Here is a 25743-nt window from a genome sequence, read left to right on the forward strand (position 1 = left end):
AGTTAATCTTATTTGAATGTGGCTTGGTAAGTTTCTAGTACTTCATCAACAGTTGTTGGTTTGGAAACGATCTTCTGGCCCGAACGCACCACGTTCACACCTTCAGCAAGAATCTTATCTCCTTTTTTGATGCCTTCGTCAATCACCAATAATTTGTCTGTTTTGATCCTTGAAGTCACTTTCTTAGTGTACAAAGAGTCCGTATCAGAAACTCTATACACAATCGTCTGTCCTTGTTGTTCAAATGTAGATTGATAAGGGATCACCAAGGCATTGCTGACCATGTTGCTCACAATCACACGGGCACTACTACCATCTCTCAAAACACCTTCCTGATTAGGGAACTTCGCTCTAAAAGACACCGAACCCGTTTCCTGATTGATACTACCAGAAATCGTTACAATATGTCCTTCATTGGCATACATAGAACCGTCCGCTAATTGCAATTGTACAGCAGGAAGGTTTTTAATTTTCTCTTCCATGTCTTTCCCCTTCACATCTTTGGTGAAAGAAAGGAAATCTCTCTCGTTCATGGAGAAATAAGCAAACACATTCTGAATGTCAGACACCTCTGTCAATGAAGCCGTATTGGGGCCTACCAATGTTCCCTGACGGAAATTAATAGAACCGACCACTCCATTCACCGGGCTTGTGATTGTAGCATAACTAATGTTGGCATAGATCGTATTCAAGTTACTTTTCATCTCCGCTAATCTTGCCTCAGCGGTTTTCAGTTGAATTTCCGAGATTACTTTCTTTTCTACTAACGGGCGCAAACGGTCCACTTCCACTTCAGCCACTGCCACCTGAGCCTTTGCGGTTTCCACCTGCTCACTCAAAGAAGCCGTTTCGATATGAAAGAGTTTTTGCCCTTTTCTTACTTTCTGACCTTCGTCTACATAAACTGCGTCAATATAACCACTGATTTTAGCACGCACTTCACTACTGACTTCCCCCTTTACACTTGCAGGGTACGATTTTTCGTAAGATACATCTCTTACCTCAGCCTCAACGACTTTATAAGGATGAATGGGTTTGTTGTTTGTAGTCTGTTCATCTTTATTACACGATAGTACAAGAAGTGATAATAAAAGAATTAAGCTTTTGTTACTGGACATTATGATCCTGTCTGTTAGGGTTGATAATTAAGTTGTTGCAATTTCCTTCTTTTATATTAATTGTTTAAACGAAAGTTGATTCATTAGTATTTATTAAGAGTTTAGAGGTGGGAAAGTGGGGTGGTTTGGGGAGTTTGCTTCTTTTTCAGGAACTTATATATAGTTATTGCTTTTTCTTTTGATTTTTTTGCTAAAAAAATACACATAGTTTAAAAAGTAATAACTCTTCAAACCATGTGTAATTTATTTATCATCTCCGTTTCTCTTTTCTAATTCTAATTTGAAAAATAATTCAAATTAACAGATATTTTGTATTTTACCTGAGACATAAAATATAAGGTCATATAGCATGTTAAAGGAGTTATTTTCATTCATGTATTGATTTTACATTTTCCTTTCCAAACCAACTCTTAGCTTGAGCAATTACCTCACTACTTGGATTATGATAAAAAACAGTTAAGTTTTCTTTTGTTCTTGTGCAACATACATAGAATATTTTTTGGCTTCTTTCTAAAACACTTGCTCTTCCTGAATTGAGAAACAGTGCCTCGAAATTATAGTTTTTCCAACCTCCATTATCTAAAACCACAAGTACATTGTCAAATTCAGTTCCTTTTGTTTTGTGTTGAGTCGAAAATGGAGTACGTCCTTCAAGATATTCATATAGTTTTTGAAACTGAAGAAATGGTACACTTGCTACTCTGTTATAAACATAACTCATTTCTCTCTTAAAAGAAGTCAGTTTATCACCAATAAAGCAAATACCTCTTTCATGTGCGTGTTGGACAATCTCTTCAATAGTTTTATCACCAACATTAATTAAATTATCAATGTCTTCTTTTAGTTGGCGTTTACCTGAAATTGAATTTATACGCTTCTGGGTATGTTTCAAAAATTCGTTGTAATCACCTGTTTTATATAAATGGATTATATGTTGAATCTTGTGAAGGTGCTTTATTAATTCATCTCGTCTACTTCCTTTTTTATTTTCATCGTCTTCATCTTGTTTCTTATCGTCAATTAACTGGTCTTTATCAACATAAGTCTTGATAAAAACAGAAAATGGAAGTCTCTTGGCAAAGGTAAAAAGGTCTTGATTCTGACTAATGAAAGATTGTTGGACTGGTGTTGGTTTAATTTTTTTTAGTTCATTATCTGTTTTTCCAACAGATAATGAATCAATAACTTCACCAAATGTTTTGTCCGAAAAATCAGTCTGAATGTTATTTTCTTTTAGGTACTTTCTAATTCTGTTTTTGAAATCGATTATCTTGTCTTTATCATAAATATCCATTAAATCTCTAAATCCAGCCTTATCTGCGATTAAGTTATGGGTCAGATTAAGTTCTTTAGCTTGAGTTTTCTTAGAGACAGTGTTATATTCAAAGTCCCAACCAAGCTCTGTTTTTAGCTTCTCTAAATCGTTTTTGTTGGATGAATAGCGAAACTGTACAGTTCCTTGCTTAACCGTTCCACTTTGCATGTTAGGAGCATTACTATCGGTTGACGGTTCTTGTTCAATACTATCAGTCCGTAGTTTATTTGCCAAATCAATAATTAACTTAGGGTTACGGCGATTTTGCCTCTTTATTACTTCTTTTACTTTATCATTCTCAAGATATTTTACAATATCACCTACTCCTTCATCATAAATTGCTTGCATTGAATCACCAAAAAAACCAATAATGCAAAATTTACTACTTTGAGTCATGTGTTCAAGAAATATTTCAATTACCTCTTCTTGTGTATCTTGATACTCATCAACAAAAATGTATTTGTATTTATCTTTTAGAATATCGCATAACTTCTTATGTTTTTTAAAAAGGTAATTTGAAAGTAATAGAACTTCATCGTGAGAAATTCTACATTTAGAAAAGTTTGTTGAAAGATATGAGTATTCTATCTCATCAGAAAAAAAGTTAGTTGTAATAGGTGCTGTTTCGGTTGTTTTAAATTTTGTATTTTCTGGGTCATTAATTAATTCAACCAATGCTTCTACTATTTCTTTTTGATAACGCCTTATAACATCCCAAAGAAACTCGTGAATAGTAGTTACGTTTAGGTTCTTATGATTTACTCGTTCATCAATTTCCTTAACAGCTGCATTGGTATATGTCATGCATGCAATTTTTTTTGTTGGGTTTTCTTCGATTACTTGTTTAATTACTTGAACAAGTGAATAGGTTTTACCACTACCAGCTCCACCGCTTAACAAAAAATTTTCTCCCCGATGGATGTGTTCCATTATTTGTTGAAATTCGTCCATTGCTTAATCTTCCTTTAGCCAAGTTAAACCTTCATTAATATATGCTGGTGTTTGCCAATTACTATACAAATTACCATCAATATCAGTCTTACTGTTTAACAGTATTTCAATTGCAAGAGATGGTTTACTATTGACTGCTTGTTCTGAAAAATCAAATACACTAATCTCATCACTTTTGAATTTTTTCAAATATTTCGAAGTTAATGAATTAAACGAGTGATTTTTATTTTTTATAAACTCAGAGTTTATGTGAAAAAAAGCATCTTCAAAACTTCTTGCGTGATAATTTGCTTCTGGAGTTTGAAATACTAACAAAACATTTCCACTTTCGCTTGAGATCCATTTTCTTGGCTGTTCTAACCAAACATCTCCTTCTGTATTTACCATCCATATTTTACAGTTATCTTTCTTTAAAATTTTCGCATCAAAATCCAAATTAGTATAATAGTTTAACTTTTTTTGATTTCCATGAAAGAAATGAAGTGCTGTATTAGACGTATGAGTTGCTGCAGAATTACTTGCGAAGCATTTTACAGTTTCTTTTTTCACATTCCCATTCCCATAACACTTGGGCGTAACACCATCTGTTTCATACAGAACTTGCTCGTAGAAACTATCTATATCTGTAATGATTAAAGTTTTGACACCAATGAAATCAATAAATTTCTCAAATATCTGGGAGTAAGCACCTACTTCGACAATTGAAATATTTTGAGATAATAAAGGTAGAGTACTCCCTGTTATTTGATCAGTATGATATTCGTTGTCAAACTTTTTCATCATAGCAGGAAGTAGGATTCTCTCTGTATCTCCTTCAATTAGTATTGCTTTATCAGCAAAAAACAGTTCGGCTCTATTTAAAGTAAGGTATTGTTTTAAAAAACGATAGTTTTCTTGCTCACCATTCTCTTCATATTCCTTTTCAAGGTCTTTAATATTTTTTGCAACAACATTATTATCTGTTGTTTTTTTGAGGTATTTTATATCATCATAGTCACTCTCTGAAACGATATGTGAACTGTGAGTACTTATGAGATATTGTAACTTTCTGTTGTTTCCATCTTCCCTTTTTATGCCTTCCTTAAGTAGTTCTTTTATGTTTTTTATAAACACAGACTGCATTTGTGGGTGGGTATGAGCCTCAGGTTCTTCTATGAAAAGTAAATTTATATCGGCTGGGACTTCATCAGCCAATCGCCTAAAATCACTGACGAGATATTCAATTTCAAAAATCATACTTATCAGGTTCATATAACCAAGTCCATTGTAACTTTCAGGCAAAGAGCTATCAAATTGATTATACATAACAGTTGTGTTACCTTCTAATAATTCCCTGTGTTGTAATGTAGAAAGTATTTCAATTTGTGAATCATCTTGTTTTATTCCCCCAAATTTTTTTACTTTTTCAATCACTTCTTTAAACAAACCAGAATAAATATCACTCAATTCGATATCGGTATCAATTAGTTTATCTTGAAATTCTTCAATTGCGTTTTGTTGTTCTGTTGATTCTTCTGATTTCTTATAGAGTTTAGATGTTTGGGATGATAATGTTTTATCTACATCGCGGTTTGAAACCTCTCTTTTTGCACTGATAAATTTAAAATTTAGAACATTCTGTATTGATATTTTTTCCTTTACTAAATCCTTATAATTATCTTCATTAGCTTCGGAAGTTGTTAAATCATATTCAACTGTTTTTCGAATAAAATTAAAGTAGTTTGTTGCATTCCTATCAAGAAAAAAGTTTAAACCCTTTTCTTCATATTCTGCATTATTTGCTTTTTTTTCAGCTTCTTTTTGTTTGAATATTTGAAAATCCTCCCTTAGGTTTTCCAAGAAACTATGGTGTAAAACAAAATCAAAACCTAAGACTATGAAATTATTTTCAGGGTTTAAGTCCATCATCAAACTACTTATATGTTCAAGGTTGTCGGAATCATTATACTCGATAAAAATCCTTAGACGAATACCAAACGGGGTATAATTTTCAACGCTTGGTATAACATTTTGAACTAAATCATAAAGTTGTTGTTTATTTTCGATATTAAAGTCATTATAGCTAAATTGCTTTCTATCAGACGGATTTAAGAATTTGTCTAACACACTCAACAAGGAAGTTTTACCAGTATTATTTTTTCCAATAACAAGGGATAGCTCGTCCTCTAAGTCAATACAGAAATCCTGTAGAAGTCTGTAGTTTTTCACTTTTATTTTCTTGATTTTCATCGTCTACATTTTATTCTAGATATCGGCACTCAAGTTTTCTATAACGTCTCTTGTATGGTGTTTTAGCTGACAATAGGAAGCTATGCACTATACAAATTGTTAACTGCTAGTCTTTTTTAATTGTTCTTGTGAATATCTTTTCAGCACTTGGATTAGGTACAATAAACTCATAATGTGGATATTTTTTTCCTATATTCAGTCCACAACATTTTTTGAATTTTTTGAGTGAACCACAAATACAAGGGTCATTTCGATTAACACCTTTAAAATCCCCACCTGAAATCACTTTTTGGTTTACTTCTAAATCCCAAAATTCATAGGGGTCTTTAATATGTTGAAATAAATAATCTACTGTTTGGTAATTATATTGATCAATTTGTTCTCCTGTATCTTTATCAGTCATAAACATTACCGCAAACTTATTTTCAGGATTTTGAACTAATGATATTCCCAAAATTTCAATATCAGTAACTACTCGATGACACATTTCACCATTATATATTTCTCCTACTACATGACCACAAGAATTCCTGATTGAAATTACCTTTCCACATACACTACATTCTTTCTTTTTTTTGAGCAGTTCTGAACTTGCGAATAACTTATATGGAAAAATTACTTGTAAATTCTTAACTGATTTCTCAATGTGCCATAGTTTAAACTGATGTTTATCAAACAAGAAATGTTTTTTTAGACTAGCAAATGTAATTTCTATATTTTCTAATTGACACCAACCTTCATAATATTTTTTATTTTGCAAAAGCTTGAAAGCATCAATAAATAGTTTGTGTATTTTAATTATAGTTTGATAAATCCAAATTTGCTTTGCTTCCTCCTGCTTGTTTTCATCTACATATACTTCTTTAAGAGATTGTAATTTTGATTCAAAATTATCGAGAGAAAAACTAGGGTTATGAATTTGGCTTAAACTAAATTCTATCTCACTGTTCTTCATATTCTTTCAGAGATTTCAAAACCTCTTGTATTTCAGAGGCTGGTCCTTCGTAACTTATATTCTTTGAACGACCTAAAGAGTCTTCAATTGTAACTGAAAAATCAATATGTGTCGGCTCTAGGTACTTTTTATCAGTAAGAGTACTTATATGTTTCTTACCCTTTGTTTGATTAGAATCATTTACAACCTCAATTTGAGGTTTAGATTTATCTTCTTTTATGTATTTATCATAAACATAGCTTGAAAAAACAGTGACAAAAAATGGTACTGCCACAGATTTAATAATGAATTTCCCTAGTTTTTTATAATCGTTATTGAATTCAAACTCTTGATAAAGTTCATCCGAGATACATATGTCTACATTAAAGTCTTGTGGTAGTTTTGCCTCCATATACCGAAGAAGTTCTTCGGTTCCAATAGGAAACATTATAGGATTTTCAGCTTCTCTTAAATCTTCAAATGGAATAATTAAAATTGATGCCTTCGATAAGGTTTGTTTTAAAATTGGTTCAATAAAATCTTTTTCTAACCAAGTTTCAAAGGTTTCTGATGTATTCGTTATAGTTATATCCATATTAAGTTTATTATTATTGCAGTTAACATTCGATAAACAACATTATTAATAAAAACTCTCACACCACCACACTAAGTCTTTAGCTAAATATCAAAATAAGTTCGCTTGTTGTTTTAGTTTTATTGTAAGAGATGCATGAATTTAAAAAAATATTGAATAACAAAAAACAAAACGAATTGAAAATTTGAATTTCATTTTCAATTCGTGAGCAAATGCAATTTTATTTTGAAAGAGCGGAAAATGAGAGGCTTGAGCTTGGTTTTGGAAAGTTGAGGCATAAAAAAATCCCTGATTGAGGGATGAAGTTTGAAGGAAGAAGGATGAAATTTGGAGGATGAAGGATGAAATGAGAGGTAAGAGGGATAAGGGAAGGGGGAAGAGAAGGGATTAGACACACTTCTTCTGTTCCAACGTGTTGATTGGGTTTTTCCAGAGGGTAAATGGTGTTGTTTCTTTGATCAGTTCACGCATCCAATAGTATTTTGGACCGGGTTGGAATTCTTGTGCTCTAAGGAGGCGGAAGTGTTCCATCCAAAGGTCGTAGTATTGCCAATCGTCTTGATGATGGTAATACTTTTTGCCGAGACGATAGGCGTACCATTTTTTGAGGTAGACAAAGTCGTAGTTCTTGCCTTTTAGCTTGAGATCATAATACTGATCAGAAAGCCAATAGATGTATTTTCTTTCGGCGTAGAGTTCGTACTTGTTTTTTCGGTAAGGATGCGGTGTAAAGGGATTCTTCTTTTTGGAGCCCACCATTTTTTTTCGGGCGAGGTACAACTTATGAGCGTACTCTGCATTGTATTTTTTGGTAACGGGATGTGTATTGCGTTTGAGTTCGCGGTAGATGGTGGAAGGAGAAACTTCTAAACCTTCTGCAATCTCTGCAACGGTAAACCGCTTGTCTTCGATCAAGCTTTGGATGATTTTTCTGTGATGGAGTTGAAGGTTTTTCATCGTCATTCGTTTTTTGAGGGAAGCAGAAGAAACTTCAAGACCCTTGGGGCCAAAATCTGCTGGACTTTATTTAGGTAAGGAGTTCTTGAAGTTTCTTCTAGTTGTTTAAGCAGTTATAAGCAATAAGACAAAATTAATTACCATTTATTTTTGGCTTATTACTTACAATCAAAAAAGAAAATCTAACTTCTCCCAATTTTAAATGTTTAACTACTTATACAACAGCAACTTCAGGAAGCAAATCAAAATGATTGATGGTCCATCCTTGAAGGTTGGCATAGTCTACAACTACTTTTACCGTTTCTCTTAGCTCCTTTTTAAAGGCAAATTCCACTTCAGTTTCAAACTTGTTTTTGATAAATCCAAAACCGCATTTCGCTTCATAACGTTTACGGACTTCTCTTTCTTTGACATAGGCTTTGTCTCTAGCGAGTTGGGTATCGTCTTTCAACGCTCCTTCTGACATATTGCCTAATAGTTCATCTAAGCTCAAAATCTCACTTTGAACTTTTGTTAATTCATTTAGTAACAACTGACGAGATGTTTCTCCTTGGTCGGACTGGTATTCCCCTTTGGTATACTCCATCTGCAATTTCTTGTGCATCTGATGGATGGCATCAATAAAATATTGTGCTTCTTCTTGGGAACTTACGAATACTGATACGTTTTGATCGTTAAGCGTATCATTAAAATTAATAGCCTGCATAGTTTTGCTTTGGTGTTGAATTGTTTAGCAGATTTTGGTGGTATAAATTTTGAAAAATAATTATCTATATTTCACAATTTAAACCCAATAAAATTTCATTTTCCTTGAAGATGAATACTTTTTATTAGGAAAGTAATAGACTAACTATGTAGCAGTTGAAGGAAAAGTTACGAATTAAGCGTGTGATTCGTGATATGTTTTTTGTTATGGTTCGCAAGGACGTTGCATTACTACGTCCCCAACAATGGCATCCACAAGGATGATTCACGAGCCCTTACATCAATATGAATAGACCAAATAGTTTTATCAAAAGGTCATAAAATGAGATGTCTTCCCAAAAGCCCATAATTTCAATTATGGGTCTACGTCTGCGAGCATACGGCACATAGTCCTTGTGGTGGTTCGGCGGACGTTGCAATGCAACATCCCTACAAGCTCTTTCAATCAATGAAATACTTCAATTGATAAGGTAGCGTGATGTAGAGCCACAATGCCTTGTGGCTAAGAACCACCATAAAAGCCACTTGCAAACTAGATTTTATACTATTTATGGTATTTAGAAATCAGGAGATTTCTGGTGATCTGTAGGACACGAATGACGCTTGCGCTTAACATTCGCGCCAGGGGGATTTCTACCCTATTCGTTGGGTAGTGCTCTCCCGAGCTTGAAAGAAGATCTTTTAAAGATCGATTGAGGGTGGACGATAAATAAATTTACGGTGAACTAAGGGGTTTGAAAACGGGAAGGTTTGTACTTTTTCGTTTTCTTTTCAAGGACTAGCACATCTTTATTGCTCTATCATGTGACTAATATTATACGAAACCTTTTATCAATTCTTTCATTATGGCTAAGACAACAAATCAAATTCTAACCTTAGTAGCTCTACTTCTTTTAGGGTGTCAACAACAAGAAGGTTTGAAAATTATTAACTCTACGGGTCAACCTCTAATTCTAAAATCCTTTAAAGGTAAAATTGTGGATCATGATACTTTTCAGATTCAACAACAAACAAGGACCATTGCTCTTGAAGCACCTCAGTTTTTTATGGTTGAGATGGAGGAGCAATTTTTTCCGCTTTATCTATCTCCTCATACTGAAGTTGAACTATCAATAGACAAAGATGGGCTTATCTATCAAGGAGACGGATCTTATTTCAATAATGCCTTGCTGGAATCAAGAAGAATAGATCCATGTGATTATAATTATGAAACGGGACTAACCAAAGCCCAATATCTTTCCTACAGAGATTCATTGGAGCAACAATTAAATGAAATTCCTACGGGTAGATTCTCAAAAATTGAAAAGCAAATATGGAAGGATGAATTACAATCTTACAGACTGATGTCTAAGTTCTACCGTCTTTTTGTCAATGGTCTCTTATTACTGCAAGAGAATTGCAGTGATGATCTTGAAGACGATGTTTTGAAACAGATCTTCCAGCTCCATCAACATTTAGAAACTGGCAGTGGCATTTACTCAGGAATGACATTAGATCTAATGAATGCTTACTGGAATACCAAAAATGTGGATGAGAGCCATTACCCTCACCTCCCTGACAATCTAAAAGAAAGATTACTAGCATTGAAAATCAACAATATCATTCCTTCAGGGAAAAAGTTTAATGTACTTGATAGTACCCTTACTGCTTTCAAAAAGCAGTATCCGAATTCCGTTTATTCAACTGAAATAGAAAACAACTATAAGGACATCATGGTGTTCAAAAAGGGTAAAAAGGCTAAAGATATTGTGGCTTATAACGCTGAAGGAGATGCTGTGCAATTATTAGCTCAGGAAAAAGACCTGCTCATTATTAAAGTTTGGGCCACCTGGTGCAAACCTTGTATTGAAGAACTAAATGAATTCCAATCATTAGAGGAAAAGTATTCTGATATCCCTTTTGTAAAGGTTTCTATAGATCATGACCGTGAGAAGTGGTCAAGTTTTGGTAAAATAAAGAGAACGGAAAATAGTTATATCATCCCAAGAAACTCAGATAATTCTTTTTTTGAAGATTATAAAATTGAAGGGGCGGGAAGGTATATAATTATCGGAAAGGATAATCGATTTATCAATGCTTTTGCTGAACTACATGATTTAGAAAAGGCAATTTTAAATAGATTGTAAATTAGATTTTCTACTATTTATGGTATTTAGAAATCAGGAGATTTCTGGTGATCTGTAGGACACGAATGACGAATGACGCTGACGCTTAACATTCGCGCCAGGGAGATTTCAACCTTCAAGACTTAAGTCTTGATCAGGTTGCGGTATCACCTACCCACAGTTTTAACTGTGGTGTACGATACACAGTGTTGCTTGTGGTTCAGCGGACGTTGCAATGCAACGTCCCTACATTTACCGTAAATCAAAAAAACGAACGGGCTTTCTTGAGTTATTTCTAAACATCAATCCTTGTATCTCTTTTGGTGTTTTCACAGAGATTTTTGGTGTTACTCTTAAGTTGCTTTGGAAGGCTTCTTTGATGTCGCTGATAAAGGCTTTGGTGTTGATTTGTGCGCCGATAAGGACATGCAGGTCGTCCATTTCTATTTCGTTTTTGGAGACTTCGATCACAAAGTTTTCTACCCCTTTGATTTGATGAAGTGTGTCTTCGATTTTTGGAGGATAGAGGGTGGTGCCTTTAAATTTCACTTGATGGTTTTTACGGCCCAAGATTGGGCTTAGGCGGAAGGTTGTTCTTCCACAACTGCACTTTTCGGTGTGTTTGATGGCAATGTCTCCGGTTTTGAAACGGAGTAAGGGCATGCCTGTGATGCCTAATGTGGTGATGGTGACTTCTCCTTTTTCTCCGTCTTCTACTACTTTATTGTTTTCATCCAGTAATTCTACTATAAGTAATTCGGGGTGATGATGCCCGCCTCTTTTGGCTTCACACTCTGTAAAGGCGGTGCCCATTTCTGTAGAGGCGTAAGTGGAGAAGAGTTCCACGTCCCATAAAGAGGCGATTTTGGCTCCTAATGCGTTGAGTGTGAAATCCTGATTGCGGACCGGTTCACCGATACACAGCAAGCGTTTTACACTGGAGTTTTTATAATCTATATTGTTTTTTTGGGCAAACTCTACCAAATGAGGGATAAATGAAGGGACGACGATCAGGGTGGTGGGTTTGATTTTCTGAATCATGTTCCACTGCATCTGCGGTACGCCGGGGCCTACTCTCATAAAGCCTGCATTCAGTTTTCTGGCACCGAGGTAATAGGCAATGCCTGCCATAAAACCTTTGTCCACGGTGGTCATCAATTGAATGATGTCTTTGTTATTGATGCCAATTCCTTCAAAAGAAGTCGCTTCATTGTAGGCTAATCGCTCCAAGTCGTTTTCAGAATACATAAACGTGATGGGATCGCCTAATGTGCCTGAAGTGGTGAAATACTCTGCGATTTCTTGTGTTGGGATACACAAAAAGTCCTCCTCTTTTCCATTCAGGTCTTCCTTTTGAGTGACCGGCAGTTGCTGTAAGTCCTCTAAAGTCTGAATGGCATTGGGTGTAAGTTGATGCTCATCAAAAACCTTTTTATAAAAAGGAGATTGGGCATAAACATAGTGTACCAACTTCTGTAATTCAATCTCTTGATAAGCTTTTATCTCCTCAACAGATTTTGTATCTAAATTTTGAAACATCACTTCTTACTTTGTCTGCCCTTGCAGTTCGGATAGTTTCTTCTCAATGTTCGCTTTTTCGTGATGAGAAGCCACTTCTTTCGTCAAGGCATTTTGATAATAATTTATAGCTTGCTGTGTTTGATTTCTTTTCGCATAATAATCTCCTATAATCTCATGACTGTAATAAGAAGAGGGATTTAAGGCGATAAAATCATCAATTTCAGCTTGTGTCAAACGCTCTTCCTCGTCTAGGTTTCTGTATTTTTTGACTAGCTTTTTGAAAGTCAAGTAACCTTTAAACTGCTCTGTCTGTACGAAAGGATCTTCTGCTATATTTAAGGAATCAATGGCTAAACTTTTTGTAGAGGATATGGGGGCGTTTTTGAAAACGGAATCGAGGTTATAATGGATATATTCCCCCAGTTGGAAATGGGAAGTGGACAGCCACATTTCTTTGGTTTCCGGTTTGAAAATAATGGAATGATGCGCAATCAGCTGATTGATGGCTTTTTCATTGCCTAGTCCAATATCCGTATTCTTTAGTCCTCTTTTATCTCTTAATATAAAAGCGGCCTCTTCCACACCTAGCACCGTAGTGTCATTGATCATCTCTTTCAATCGTTCCATTCTATAATAGCTCGCATAAGCGTTATCATAGGCGGTAGCCGATTTCATGGATGCGGTTTTATAGTGGTTGGTAGTCAAGAGCTGATTGTTTTGATCATAAAGAGAATCCACCGCTGAAGGCGATTTTTCTATGCTCAATGCTTTTCTATCTATAGCAGAAGTTACTAATATGGCTTCCGATACAAATCCTTGTCTTCTTAATGCAATCTGATACGCTTCCTCAGTAGTCTTGGCGTATTGCAGTATTTCCCTTGCGATTAATGAAATAGGTGTTGCGGCCGAAGTGGGTAATTCAGATTCGGCGGCGTTGATGGTCACGGTCAGTCCGGTTTCATTCATACCAGAAACGACACCTACAAATCCGCCCCAAGTTACCGATGCAAACTTGTAGCCTTCTTTAGGATTGACGAAGTGAATCATTTTTTCCTTCGCAAATTCATCCCCTACATAAAAATCAAAGTTCCTGCCGACCAACAGTTTTCCATCGTCGGTTTTATCACCCTTTACCGCAAAAGAAGTACAGCCTACCAAGGCTAATTCCTGTAAGGCGTGTCCAATATCATGTGCACCATGATAGTTCAACAAACGCTGGTAAGCGGGGCCAATATAATTGAACTCCTCATTTGAACCCTTCGACATGCCATAGATTTCCTGACAGTATTCTTCTGAAATACTTGCGTCTAAGTTTCTATTGAAAAAGGCAATCAGCACACGCAAAAACGACAGGTAATTTTTACTTGGAATCAGTTCATTGATCTGACTCACAAATGCTTTTTCCTGACGGTACAGCAGTCCTTGGGCCAATATTCCAGTAGAATAACCTATTTCATAAGGTTCTCCTTCAGAATACATTTCCCAAAGGTTTTCATTTTTTTTCTTCAGAAAGTTCTTCCCCAGTGTAAAATGATTTTCGGCGACTGTATCCACTTTTATGGCTTCAAAATCAGCATAATCTTTTAATGCAGGAGGTGAAATAAACAGCCATGAAAGGCACCAAATAATGCCTATGGCGAGTAAAGTCAGAAGGATAAAATGCTTTTTCTTCATTTAGTTTGAGGTAGTTTGCGCGTTTACTTTTTCCAGTATTTTTTCTATGTCGACAATCGAACTGCAGGTAATAAATGCACTGATTGTCACCCCTAAAATACCGTGTAATGTTAAGTTTTGACCCGTCAGCAGCAGGTTATCCACTTTGGTTTGAGGAGGGATAAACGTTCTCAGCGGATTTCTGTAATCTTTTTCAATGCCGTATAAAGATCCTTCAACAGCACCAATATAATCTCTGAAAGAAAGCGGTGTGGAAGTGGTGTAACTCTGAATACATCCTTCCATTTCAGGCAATCTGTCGTATAATTTTTTGAATAAAACTGTCGCTTTTTCTTCTTTGAATTTTACATACTCCTCATCCCTTTCAGTTCTATGATGCGGTATGGTATGGAAAGTATCCTTCCACTGTTCCACTTCACTGAAATTCATATAGGTCATCAAAGAGAAGCTGTCGCAATACTCAGGATTTTTAGCGTCTTTATTGAAGAATAACGCAAAGCCATTTCCAAAATCATCTTCAGGGTAATTAATACTATCCCAAGGTGAATCGGATTCAAAATGATAAATATTGCTGTTGATATTCTTAAAGGTCTTCTCTTTCAGCACACCATAAAGGATAAAGATTGACGGTGTATTCGGCAGTGAATTGATGCGTTTGATATATGATTTTCTTAAGAAGCTCTTATCAATCATATTGACCGTCACTGCAGGTGGAATATTGGAAATAAACTTCTTGCCATACACCTTTTCTTCTCCACCATTGATCGTGACAGATTTCACAAGCTTGTCTTCAATATTAAAACCTGTCACTTCCGCGTAGTTTCTCATCACCACGCCTTTTGCTTTAAGGTTTTTCGATAGAAGTCTTTCGATCTGTGCTCCTCCGCCAATACATTTGTAACTGCTTTCAATATAGGAATTGAGTACCAATGCGTGAACATAAAGAGGGGCTGATTCTTTTCTACCTGCATACAGAAGGTTGTTCCCGGCAAGTACACTTTGCAGTTTCTTGTTGGAAGTAATGGACTCCAGATAATCAATTAATCCAATCTGCAACGTCTCAAAATACTGATCGTCTACCTTGTCCGGCTTCAAACTGTACATTGGGAATTTGGAAACTATATCTCTGAGCGTATCACAGAAATGTACAATTGCTTCTCTCTCTTCAGGAAAATAGGCGGATAACTTTTCTATAAAATTATCATACCCTTGTGCATAAGGATATACATTTTCATCCTCACCGAACGAGATCAAATCAAAAGCATCTTCATCCAATTTCTGAAGCTTCAAATCGTCCATGATATTGAAGTACTTGAAAAAAGAGTTCAAGTTCTGCCCTTCATCCAGTCCACCGATATAATGAACACCGGTATCAAAGATTTTCTTGTCTCTTACAAAAGTTTGCAAGTTACCGCCATACTGTCTGTTTTTCTCCAAAATACAAACACTATACCCCTCATCTGCGAGAATATAGCCACACTGCAAACCTCCCAGGCCACTGCCTATGATTACGATATCAAACTCTCTTTCCATGTTGCTTTTGTTTCTTTTTCTCGGATTAAATAAAGGCTGTTCGATGTAATTTTAGACATTGGAATTACATCCAGTTCATATCCGAGTTCATCAATAATGCTAGAAAATTCTTGCTTGGAAATGTATTCCAATTCGTTCTCCACCTTATTGAATTTTATAATTTCTGTAGACCAAACTTCTGCCAGCTTGGTTTTCTTCTGTTTCTGTTCTTCATCTTTGTCTCCGTCTCTGACAATCAAAAAGCCATTGGGCTTCAACAACGACAAGCACCTTTTCACTACTTTTATTTGCTCTTCTTTTGGAAGGTAATGCAATACATCACTGATGATAAACACATCGGATGCTGGGAAAGGGTGTGTTTTGATATTACCGCTTTCAAAATGAATATTCTCCTGATAATGTACCCCACTATTGGCTATTCTGATTTTTTCCTCATCATAGTCAATACCTAATAACTGACGTTTTTCAGACATATACGCCAACATCTGTGTGGTATAGCCCAGTCCGCAGCCAAGGTCTGTAATCACCCCTTCTTTCGGCAATAAGGACTCAAAAAGTCTGAAATTATCTTCCAGCATCAATTTAATTCTGACATACCATTCCGTTACAGGTCCTTTGTAAAGGTAATTGGACAGCACTCTTTTTCTGAAGTAATCCACCGTTTCCAGTTCTTCGCAAAGCTGTAAGTATTCTTTCTTAAAGTACTTTGAAATGGCTTTGGTTCTTGCTTGGTAGGTATCGCCCCACGAACGGTCTTCGTATTTTATTTTCGGCAAGAAAGAAACGCGTATATCTCCTCTTTCATAATAAAACTCCGATTTGCTGATGGCTCTGTGCGTACCATGAATCATCATCGGTAAAATATCCAATTGAAGCTGTTCTGCCAATAAAAAGGCTCCTTTATGGAAACGTTTCAACGCTCCTGTTTTTGATCGAGTGCCTTCCGGGAAAACGATAATAGAATAACCGTCTTCCACCATTGACTTCAGCCTTGTCAGTTGCTCCTCTCCTATCCCTTCATCTGCCAATAAATAATCCGCTTTTCTTACTACTCTACCAAAAATAGGCGAATTATACACCCAGCTATTGGTCACTAAAACAGCCTTGCGCTTAGCGGCCAACACCAAGAAAATATCCAAAAAGGACTGATGGTTGGCAATGATGACTGATGGTCCTTTTAAGTCTTCTTTAGGGAAGTTTTTAAATATCTTTCCTTCAAACATAGGCGAATTCAGAAAGCCTCTGAAGAAGTAACAAAGAATGGTGTGAAAGAGTAATTTACGTTGTCGCATCTTCGCTTTCAAGCCAGGGAAGAACAACAGTAAACTAAGGAGTGTGATCAACTGTGCGACTGAAACGAAAATCGAATAGCCAATAATGTTTTTCAGTAATTGTAAAAAACGAACAGGAGGTTTTCCTTTATCCGTTCGTACGCTGATAAATGCTTTGAACAGCAACGGCTGAAAAATAAAGGTCATCATCAGTACTGAAACAATACCAATAATGGTCAGTAAACCAATGGAACGCAGGGAAGGATGCTGTGCGAAAAACATGGCGCCAATCCCTAATAATGTTGTGATGGAAGACAACAAGATAGAACTTTTATAAATCGGTAAATGCTCCTTTGTATTGTCTATGGTGTTTTCCTGTAAACCTTTGGTGATAAATATGCTGTAATCAATGCCTATTCCAAAAATGAAAGTGGAAATAATCACATTGAAAATATTGAATCGGATATCAAACATCCCCATAATTCCCAGGGTCATCACCCAACTCATTATGATCGGCAGGTAACAGATCAGCGTCAGTTCTATTCTGCCAAAAGTGATCAGCAATAAGAGTAATACTACAATCGAAGACATGGAAACGAGTACATCAAACTCTGAGTGCAGCATATCAATAATCTGACTCAGAAAACTCTGCTTCTCTACTACATCTACATAACTCAAGGCCTGTATTTGCGGTATCAATTTCTTTTTATCGCCATCGGTTTTCACCAATGAAGTTACGCCGTGGTAATCCTCTGCTTCAATCACAAAATCATCCACCAAAGTAGAAAACACTTTGATTTGTTCTTCTACTGGAAATACTTTGTATTCTTTCTCTAATGACGCCCAAAAGGGATCAAAAGTATTGGCTCTAAAACCATAAGGCTTTCCACTTTCTGCAAAACCTTCCTTCAATTTTTCAATTCTTTCTTCCGTCCAAAACTGTTTCCAGCGTATAATTCTTTCTATTTGAATTTTAGAAGGAATAAGCAGTGTACTGGTCAGCATTTCATCAAACTCAAAACCCTCTTTTTTCAAGCTATCAAGAGAGGATTGTAAGATGAAGTTTTGATAAATGGCATCATCCAGTGATTCTCCTTCCGAAGCCAAAAGAATATTGCTGACCATTGCCGGGTTGATGCGGTTGATTCTTTCTTCTGCCAGTTGTACTTCCGGTGAGTTGTAATTGAAGCGATCTAAATGTGCATCAAATTTTACATCTCCGGCATAGAAGAAACAAACGAATACAAACCCTAAAAGTAAAGCCACCATCCCTTTATTATTTTCAAAATGATAGTTGGCTATTTTATCTAAGAAGTGCTTTTTCTGTGGAGCAGCACTCGTCACTTTTGGTTTTAATTTATCTAATATTACTGGAAGGACAATCAAAGCTACTAGAGCCGAAATAATAATACTGATGGCAACAAATACCCCTAAATCATTCATGGCTTTGGCTTTCAAAAAGTTCAAGCACATAAAGGAAATAGATGTCGTCCCGGCACTGAGCAGTAATGGAGTGGCAAGATCACTGACCACTTTTTCTGCCGATTGATTCACTCTATAATGCGTAAGTACGTGCAAGGAGAAGTCAATACTGATGCCTATAATAATGGCTCCCATACCAATGGCAATCAAAGAAATAGAAGACTTGAAGAAATACAAGGCGATCAAAGCTGTTCCAAAACCAAAAAGAAGAGGAATCAGCAGTAAGAGGAAGATAAATTTATCTTTAAAGTAATAACTGATCAATGCGATAATCAACACCAAAGCCACCGTAATCGTGACATTGACATCTTGTTTGATCTGATTGGCATTAGAGAGTGTGGAGATGGGATTGCCATAAAACTCATAGTTCAGTTGAGGGTATTCCTTTTTGATTTCACTGATTGATTGCTCTATGGCTTCCTTAAACTCATTGTTCTTCTTGGAATCACTTCCCTGATGCGTCAAGGAGATAAACATCAAGGCTGTCGTTTGATCTTTACTAACAAAGTGATCTTTATATAATACAACGCCATTATCAAACTGAAAATGCTCTAGTCGCTTCAATGCCGAAGGTACAAGCATATATGGATCTTTGGGAATGTACTGTTTGAAAAGCATTCCCGAAGGGGTAATCAGGTTCTTATAAAGGTTTTTGAATAAGGGGTCAGTACCTGCTTCCAGCTCTTCATCCAAGCGCTCATAATCTTGGGCGGTCAGATAGATGGGAAGGTGCTCAAAAGTGGTTTGATAATAAGTTGTAAAAAGGGAGGAGTTGACTTTTGCCATCTTTTTCTCCACAAAAGGAGCGACTTCACCTTCTTCCAGTTTTTCCGCTAATGCATCAATCCCTTTGATTAATACATCAGGATTTTTCTCGTCATTCTCCAAAGAAACCAACACAATCACTTTTTCCATGAACTTACTGTTCCCTAGAATAAAGCTCGATTTCTCTAATGCTTCGTTAGTAGGAAGCATTTCCATGATATCTTCTTTGAACCCAATTTTGTAAACTGTATACGAAACAGTTCCCAAGAAGAGGGCCGTTAGAAGGTAAAGGGCACTTATTCGGTACTTAAAAAAGTGCAGTATCTTTAAAAAAAATTGGCTCATTATGTTAATTTATAATCGTCAACTTCTGTGTTTTATTAGAGTTAAGTAGTGTGACAAAAGTTTTGGAACTTTTGTCAGGGAAGAGGGAAGAATGAAGAGGGAAGAGTTGTGGTTCGTGAGGACGTTCCTACAATCAGTATCCTTTTTTTCTTCATTCTTCATTCTTCCCCCGCCTTATAGGCTATCAGCTTAAAAGCTCCAAAACTAATACATCCTAAAACGAATGCAAGAAGAAACGCAAAGACAGTCGCTCCCACACTGTATAACATCAGATGTTGTTGTATCACATCGAAGTTAATTTCATCTAGTTGGGGAATGATGATTTTTTCATTAAACAGGATTTCCCCGGTTTTAAAACTTGCATACAACCAAAGCGGAATAAATGGCGGTATACTGATATTGGCCGCTACAATCACGATGGGTTTGTTCAGTTTGAAAAAATGTGCCAGCCCAATCGCCGTTACTAACTGATAGCCCCAAATAGGTACTATTCCCATAAAAACACCAAAGAAAACGGCTAATGCTTTTTTATATGGCGGTTCTTCTACATCAAAAAAGAGGTCCTTTATGTGCTCTTTAATGTTTTTTTTTTTGAGACTTCTGAAAAAGTCTCTAGGCTTGATGTATAGTAAACAGATGGTGACCAATATGGTATTGAGAATGCTGATCCTTGTAAAATCAGTAAAAGGTCTGAAGTGCGTTATGCGTTCTTCTGTTGGAGGATAGTACACATTTATCGGCACTGTTTCAATCGCCACACCTTTCCATGCTGACCTTACTAAAATCTCAATTTCAAACTCATAACGCCACGAAATCAATTGAATATCATTGACTTGTTTTAGAGGATATAAACGGTAACCCGATTGTGTATCAGGTGCTTTGATTCCCGTTTCAAATGTAAACCAGAAGTTGGAAAATTTATGACCGAAACTACTTTTCCCAGGTACTGAATTTTGAAGCATATCCCTTGCTCCAATAATGATGGCATTAGGGCTCGTTTCTAGTTTTTCAATAAACTGAGGAAGGTCAGACGCTTTGTGCTGTCCATCAGAATCAATGGTGATCGCATATTCAAAACCTTGTTTTTCTGCTTCCAAAAATCCCGCTCTTAATGCTTTTCCCTTTCCGCGGTTTTGCTCAAATGTAATGCTTTGGATGTTCGGAAGCTGACTTAAGATTTCTGAAGTAGTGTCCGTACAGCCGTCATTGATCACAATCACATTGGTGGTATATTCCAATACACTATCAATCACCCCTTTTAATTCCCTATCATTATTATAAGTAGGAATTAAAACACAGCATTTCAGGCGATCAAAATCTGCCTGCAAACGTGGGGAAGCAATATGTTCTTCAACTCCATTCATTTTATTCAAAATCTGTGAAGGTTCCTCTAAATTTAAAATAGGCTTTCTCCTGATCTTTCAATTCAGCTTTCACCTCCATTGTATCATTTTCCTGCTTTAAAACTGTTACGTCTGCCACCACCTCACTTTGGAGCTGTGGATCCAGAATCGACAAGAATTTGATGGTTTTTATGGCAGATACAGCAACTTCCTTTTGATATTCCTGCTCGCACAATTCCTTTATGATGTCCAGCATACACACCCCCGGCGTGACAGGCTGTCCTGGAAAATGTCCTTGGAAAATTTCATGCTCTTTATTCAAACTGATCTGAGCCGAAAATTTATTCTCCTCTTTTGTCAATTCCTTCACTTGAAAGAAGTCTGTTTGCTGTAGCATTATAATATTTCTTTTTTCTCTAATTTCACTTTCAATTTCAGATGGGAAGCATCAATCTCTACCGACTCCAAATGCTTGTCTTTGTAATCAAACAGGATGGTTTTTCCTATGTTCCCAAACATTTCCAGAAGATACACTTCCTTTCTCCTTTTCTTCCCATCAAACAAGAAGTAGTATTTTTTCCTTCCCTTTTTCACTTTCAAAAGGATATCATCTTCACGTTCCCAACATTTTTTGACCACCATATTCTGACTGTCAAAATCCACATCATAAAACACTTCTGAAAAGTCCTTCCAAAGGTGATTCAATACTATTTTTTTATCAAGAGGTGGAATCACAAAATTGGTTGTATAACCTTTCTCTGTGATTGTCATATCCAAAAGCTTCACCCCTATTTCAGTGACTAATACTACTTGCTTTTCGGTTTCATTCAGTGACTTCACCACAAGCAAACCCGTATAGTATTTATCGTAGAAATAGATCTTCGATTTGAACAAACGAGTTACAGGCTGTTCCAATGTTTCACTCAAAAGCTCTTCATCACAATTTTCCAATTTTGAAAAAGAGGACTTGTGATAATAAGTACAAGAGGATAAAATACCGATCAGCAAGAACAGCAGGCTATTTCTCCACAAAGTTGTCATCGCTTATCGTTTCATTGTATTTATGGTCCACAAAATCAAACTGAGTGTAATCCTCTCCCTGTTCTTTGATGACCACTTTGAACACCGAATAATCTTTTAAGCTGATATACAAATGAAGTTCGGCCATATACTGACTCCAATTACTGTCTTTGGGCTTCAACTGCATTTTCACTTCGTTATCACCTTTGAAATACATCACCTCAAAATTCTCATCATCACCAATATTTCCATTCACCATATTGAGCATCATTTTGTTCACTACAGAGAAAATAGGATTGGAAGAAGCATCAAAAGTATTGGTCTTCTCTTCATCAATCATAGAAATAATATCACCGTTGATGATGATGGCATAAGTGATCGGTGAGAGGTATTCCCATCTTAAACGGTTAGGGCTTTTATACAAAAAAGCACCCTTACTGATGAGATCTTGATTCATCAATGAAAGATGTTTGGTTTGCACAAAGTCACTGCTTATGCTTTGGATGGTCTTTGCATTTTCTTTCAGGTCTATAATGGCCTGATCTGTATTTTCAATGGGTTTATATTGCTGTGCCCAACAAACCGATTGAATAAGCAAAAATGTAAAACCTATATAATATTTCAATTTCATTTAAAGCTCCATTTAGTTGAAAAGCTCACTAACAGTTACCGCTTGTAAGTTTTTCCTTTGAATTATTTTTATTATTTCTTCAAGGTGATCTACAGTTATCTGCATGGTATCGTGCAATAAAATCACATCACCACCTGACACTTTCTCTACCTTGCCGATCAACTCTTTTTTTGTCTTTGCAATCGTATCCAAAGAACGAATGCTCCAGCCGACTGAGTGCAATCCCAATGTTTTCACCGCTTTGGCAATATGCGGATTGGTAACGCCATAAGGCGGACGGAACAGTTTATTTTCCCGCTTTGTCGCCTCCTCAATCAAGGCATTGGTATGCTGAAGTTCTTCCTTTACTTTTTTTGTGGGATAAAGATCAAAAAAATAACTGTGAGACCAAGTATGATTGCCAATTTCATGCCCTTGTGCCACTATTTTTTCGATCGTCTCAAAATCTTCTTCAATTTTATGTCCAATACAAAAGAAAGTTGCCTTTACGTTGTACTGTCCTAAGATCTCTAGAATCTTTTCTGTTGTCTCTTTATTAGGTCCATCATCAAATGTCAACGCCACTTTCTGTACTCCTTCTTTCCTGATCCATGACTTCATAAAGAAGTTGTTTTCTATTTTAATAACACCCATTACAATCCTAAAAAGTGCTGTTATTAATAGAACTCCTGATAGAAAATAAAAAGCCGGATGCACCGTATTTCCCCCGTAAAAGGAAATAACAATCAGTGGTAAGCCGATCAGTAATGTTTGATGGAATTTAGACATTTCGTAACAGAATTAATCCTTGAGTTCCATCAAAAAATGTGGTATGAACCAATACTGTATTTAAAGGTTTTTTATTTCTAAGAAGGGATTGTCTCAGTGCTTCCTCCTTCATCATTTTTGATGCTAAACCCACCCCAAACGATGAGGCGGTATGGTATTCGCCCGACCACTGTTTGTAGTCTATCACCTCGCACCTTTTTTCTTCGTATAAGATTTTCAGCACCTTATTTCCTGCATCACCTGTCAATACCAAATCAATGTCTTCTGCGTTTAATTCATTTTCCTGAAGTAAACCATCGATCACTGTTTCCAGACTTTCATTGCTTTGCAAAACAGCTTTCACATCCACTATTTCCGCGTAGGTATTGGCTGTTTTCTGATCAGAAATCACAAATACACCTGCTCCTTCTCCCCACTGTCCACCGTAATTATTCTCTTTATAAAGTTGCTGTACTGTAGGTGTTAATTCATCGATACCGCCTACCAGCCAATTGGTATTTTTACGCTCTTTGGTAAAAAGAAAACCATCCAATAATGCGTTTTCAAATGAGGTACCTTCCTGACTGTAAGTAGTATTATAGCCATTGTTTTTCAGTACCAAACCAATCTGCCCAGCAATTGTATTGTGTGTAGAAACGATAAAAGACGAAGGGTTCACCATCGACTCCTCAGAAGTGACCATGCTGTTCAGAAACTTCTCTGTACTGACCAAACACCCTAGTCCCGTTCCTACAATCACTCCACTTAATTCCTCTGACTTCACTCCTGCGTCATCCATGGCAATCAATGTAGACAAAACGCCCATTCTGATCACTTTGGACATACGGCGGTATACCTTTGGAGAAAGATATTCTTTGATAGGTGGCAACGTGGCTTCCCATCTTCCGTCTTCTGTAGCTGTTGGTGCTTGAAGTGAAAATTCCGTTTTGAAGGTTTCCTGAGGGGAAATCAAACCGACACCATTAATGTACGTTTTCATAGGCTAATTTTTCTGAAATAAAATGGATGAACAGTTTCCTCCAAAACCAAAAGAATTGGATAATATGGTCTTTATACCTTTCACTTTTTGCAGGGCAGTTACCGGTACAATTTCTAACTCCTGTATTGGTGTTTTGAAATTCAAATTCGGAAAAATCAGCTGATGCTCTAAGGTCAAACAACTGATTACTCCTTCTATACTTGCGGCCGCCGCCAAGGTATGTCCTGTGAAAGGCTTTGTAGAACTAAACGGTGGAAGTGCTTCTTGAAACAACCTCTTCATGGCTACTCCTTCAGAAAGATCATTATTTTCTGTTCCCGTACCATGTACATTGATGTAATCCACTTCCGTTTCTTTCACCCCTGCCACTTGCAGTGCATCACGCATGGCGTAAAAGGCACCATTCCCTTCAGGAGAAGAAGCCGTTTGATGGAAAGCATCATTGGCATTGGCATAACCGACCACTTCACAATACGTTTTCTTTCCTTCTTGCTCTACTAAGCGCTCCGATTCCAAGACTAAAAAACCTGCTCCTTCACCAAGGTTAAGGCCCGTTCTGCTGTCATCAAAAGCTCTCGTTTTTTCGGAGTCTAAAATTCTCAATGAATCAAACCCGTTCAACGTAAACTTAGTCAACGCATCGGCGCCGCCAACAATCACACGATCCAGTTTTCCGTGCTTGATCATTCTTGCACCCAGCATGATCGCATTGGCAGAAGAAGAACAAGCCGTACTGATCGTTGATACAAAACCGTTGACCTCAAAGTACTGTGCCAAGAAGCGGGTACTATTGCCACAGGGATGTTTTTTGACAATGCTTGTATCAATAGTATTCCCCTCAAAATAATCCTTGGCCACTGTTTCTGTTAAATCCATTCCTGCCACACTTGATGCAGAGATCAGTCCTGTCTTAATGGTTTTTGTAGGTTGTATGCCACTATCCACCACTGCTTCTTTCGCCGCTTTAAGAGCGAGTAAAAGCGTTCTGGAATAATCCGTTTCTTTATTCAAACCCAAATCCTCTTTCAGAGCATCATTGGTCATCTTTACCTCCCCTACAGGAAGTCTTTCCGCATGAATACTCTGAAGGCGGTGCATTTTATCAATGCCCGTTCTGCCTTCTTTTAAAGATTCAAAGATTGAATGCACATCATTTCCTATGGCTGCTATTGCTCCAATACCCGTTACAAAAACCTTAGACATATACTTAATGGAATTACAGATAAATACTACTCTTTGACTGCAAGCTGTGCTGCAATAAAGTTGGCCATTGTGTCAATTGAACCAAATACTTCTTTTCCTGCTTTAGGATTTTCTAATTTGATTCCGTACTCTTTTTCTAATAACAGCACCAATTCCAAAGCATCAATAGAATCAAGACCTAAACCGTCACCAAATAATGGTTCTTCGTTATCAATGTCTTCTACTTCTACTTCTTCTAAGTTCAACTGCTCGATAATTTGAACTTTAAGCTGCTCTTTTAATTCTTCTAAATTCATTTT

At 36.6% G+C, this 25743-nt stretch carries 20 protein-coding genes; 1 reads left to right on the forward strand and 19 read right to left on the reverse strand.

From position 1 onward, the window contains the following. Window positions 1-8: 8 nt before the first annotated feature. From AVL50_RS06095 to AVL50_RS06125, 7 genes are all read right to left on the reverse strand, one after another. Entirely contained in the window at window positions 9-1118 is a 1110-nt protein-coding gene (locus tag AVL50_RS06095; protein ID WP_062615597.1) for an efflux RND transporter periplasmic adaptor subunit, read from the reverse strand. Window positions 1119-1485: 367 nt separating this feature from the next. After that, entirely contained in the window at window positions 1486-3384 is a 1899-nt protein-coding gene (locus AVL50_RS06100; protein ID WP_062615598.1) for a UvrD-helicase domain-containing protein, read from the reverse strand. 3 nt (window positions 3385-3387) lie between these two features. Further along, window positions 3388-5613 (reverse strand): ATP-dependent endonuclease, encoded by a 2226-nt coding sequence (locus tag AVL50_RS06105; protein ID WP_062615599.1) that lies wholly within the window; start codon window positions 5611-5613, stop codon window positions 3388-3390. A gap of 106 nt (window positions 5614-5719) precedes the next feature. Continuing rightward, window positions 5720-6568 (reverse strand): YecA family protein, encoded by an 849-nt coding sequence (locus AVL50_RS06110; protein WP_062615600.1) that lies wholly within the window; start codon window positions 6566-6568, stop codon window positions 5720-5722. Continuing rightward, window positions 6555-7142, reverse strand: coding sequence for a hypothetical protein (locus tag AVL50_RS06115; protein WP_062615601.1), 588 nt, complete (start codon window positions 7140-7142; stop codon window positions 6555-6557). Before AVL50_RS06115 ends, AVL50_RS06110 begins: the two co-directional genes overlap by 14 nt. Window positions 7143-7529: 387 nt before the next feature. Further along, a complete protein-coding gene (locus AVL50_RS06120) occupies window positions 7530-8099 on the reverse strand; it encodes a helix-turn-helix domain-containing protein (RefSeq protein WP_172826776.1) in 570 nt (189 codons plus the stop codon). Window positions 8100-8313: 214 nt separating this feature from the next. Further along, on the reverse strand, window positions 8314-8805 hold the full coding sequence (locus AVL50_RS06125; protein WP_062615603.1) for a hypothetical protein: 492 nt from the start codon (window positions 8803-8805) through the stop codon (window positions 8314-8316). A gap of 844 nt (window positions 8806-9649) precedes the next feature. On the opposite strand from AVL50_RS06125, the gene AVL50_RS06130 reads away from it, so the two are divergent. Continuing rightward, a complete protein-coding gene (locus AVL50_RS06130; protein WP_062615604.1) occupies window positions 9650-10930 on the forward strand; it encodes a TlpA disulfide reductase family protein in 1281 nt (426 codons plus the stop codon). A 231-nt stretch (window positions 10931-11161) separates the two neighbouring features. Here the strand turns inward: AVL50_RS06130 and AVL50_RS06135 are convergent, their stop codons facing one another. From AVL50_RS06135 to AVL50_RS06190, 12 genes are all read right to left on the reverse strand, one after another. After that, complete coding sequence (locus tag AVL50_RS06135) at window positions 11162-12448, reverse strand: phenylacetate--CoA ligase family protein (RefSeq protein ID WP_062615605.1); 1287 nt, start codon at window positions 12446-12448, stop codon at window positions 11162-11164. Between the two features lie 6 nt (window positions 12449-12454). Next, entirely contained in the window at window positions 12455-14104 is a 1650-nt protein-coding gene (locus AVL50_RS06140) for a C45 family peptidase (RefSeq protein ID WP_062615606.1), read from the reverse strand. After that, window positions 14105-15637, reverse strand: coding sequence for an NAD(P)/FAD-dependent oxidoreductase (locus AVL50_RS06145; RefSeq protein ID WP_062615607.1), 1533 nt, complete (start codon window positions 15635-15637; stop codon window positions 14105-14107). Continuing rightward, window positions 15613-19422: a trifunctional MMPL family transporter/lysophospholipid acyltransferase/class I SAM-dependent methyltransferase gene (locus AVL50_RS06150; RefSeq protein WP_062615608.1), complete on the reverse strand. Its 3810-nt coding sequence runs from the start codon at window positions 19420-19422 to the stop codon at window positions 15613-15615. Before AVL50_RS06150 ends, AVL50_RS06145 begins: the two co-directional genes overlap by 25 nt. A 236-nt stretch (window positions 19423-19658) precedes the next feature. Continuing rightward, window positions 19659-20864: a DUF2062 domain-containing protein gene (locus AVL50_RS06155; protein WP_063850584.1), complete on the reverse strand. Its 1206-nt coding sequence runs from the start codon at window positions 20862-20864 to the stop codon at window positions 19659-19661. A gap of 1 nt (window position 20865) precedes the next feature. Further along, complete coding sequence (locus AVL50_RS06160; RefSeq protein WP_062615609.1) at window positions 20866-21240, reverse strand: hypothetical protein; 375 nt, start codon at window positions 21238-21240, stop codon at window positions 20866-20868. Beyond that, window positions 21240-21884, reverse strand: a complete 645-nt coding sequence (locus AVL50_RS06165; protein WP_062615610.1) for a hypothetical protein — start codon at window positions 21882-21884, stop codon at window positions 21240-21242. Before AVL50_RS06165 ends, AVL50_RS06160 begins: the two co-directional genes overlap by 1 nt. Beyond that, window positions 21862-22494 (reverse strand): outer membrane lipoprotein carrier protein LolA, encoded by a 633-nt coding sequence (locus AVL50_RS06170; protein WP_062615611.1) that lies wholly within the window; start codon window positions 22492-22494, stop codon window positions 21862-21864. The genes AVL50_RS06165 and AVL50_RS06170 overlap by 23 nt, the downstream gene beginning before the upstream one ends. Before the next feature lie 12 nt (window positions 22495-22506). Further along, a complete protein-coding gene (locus AVL50_RS06175) occupies window positions 22507-23262 on the reverse strand; it encodes a polysaccharide deacetylase family protein (RefSeq protein WP_062615612.1) in 756 nt (251 codons plus the stop codon). Then, entirely contained in the window at window positions 23255-24241 is a 987-nt protein-coding gene (locus tag AVL50_RS06180; RefSeq protein WP_062615613.1) for a beta-ketoacyl synthase chain length factor, read from the reverse strand. Before AVL50_RS06180 ends, AVL50_RS06175 begins: the two co-directional genes overlap by 8 nt. A 3-nt stretch (window positions 24242-24244) precedes the next feature. Further along, entirely contained in the window at window positions 24245-25444 is a 1200-nt protein-coding gene (locus AVL50_RS06185) for a beta-ketoacyl-[acyl-carrier-protein] synthase family protein (RefSeq protein WP_062615614.1), read from the reverse strand. A gap of 26 nt (window positions 25445-25470) precedes the next feature. Beyond that, window positions 25471-25740 (reverse strand): phosphopantetheine-binding protein, encoded by a 270-nt coding sequence (locus AVL50_RS06190; protein ID WP_062615615.1) that lies wholly within the window; start codon window positions 25738-25740, stop codon window positions 25471-25473. Between the last annotated feature and the right edge of the window lie 3 nt (window positions 25741-25743).

This window comes from Flammeovirga sp. SJP92 (assembly GCF_001583495.1).
GTDB lineage: Bacteria > Bacteroidota > Bacteroidia > Cytophagales > Flammeovirgaceae > Flammeovirga.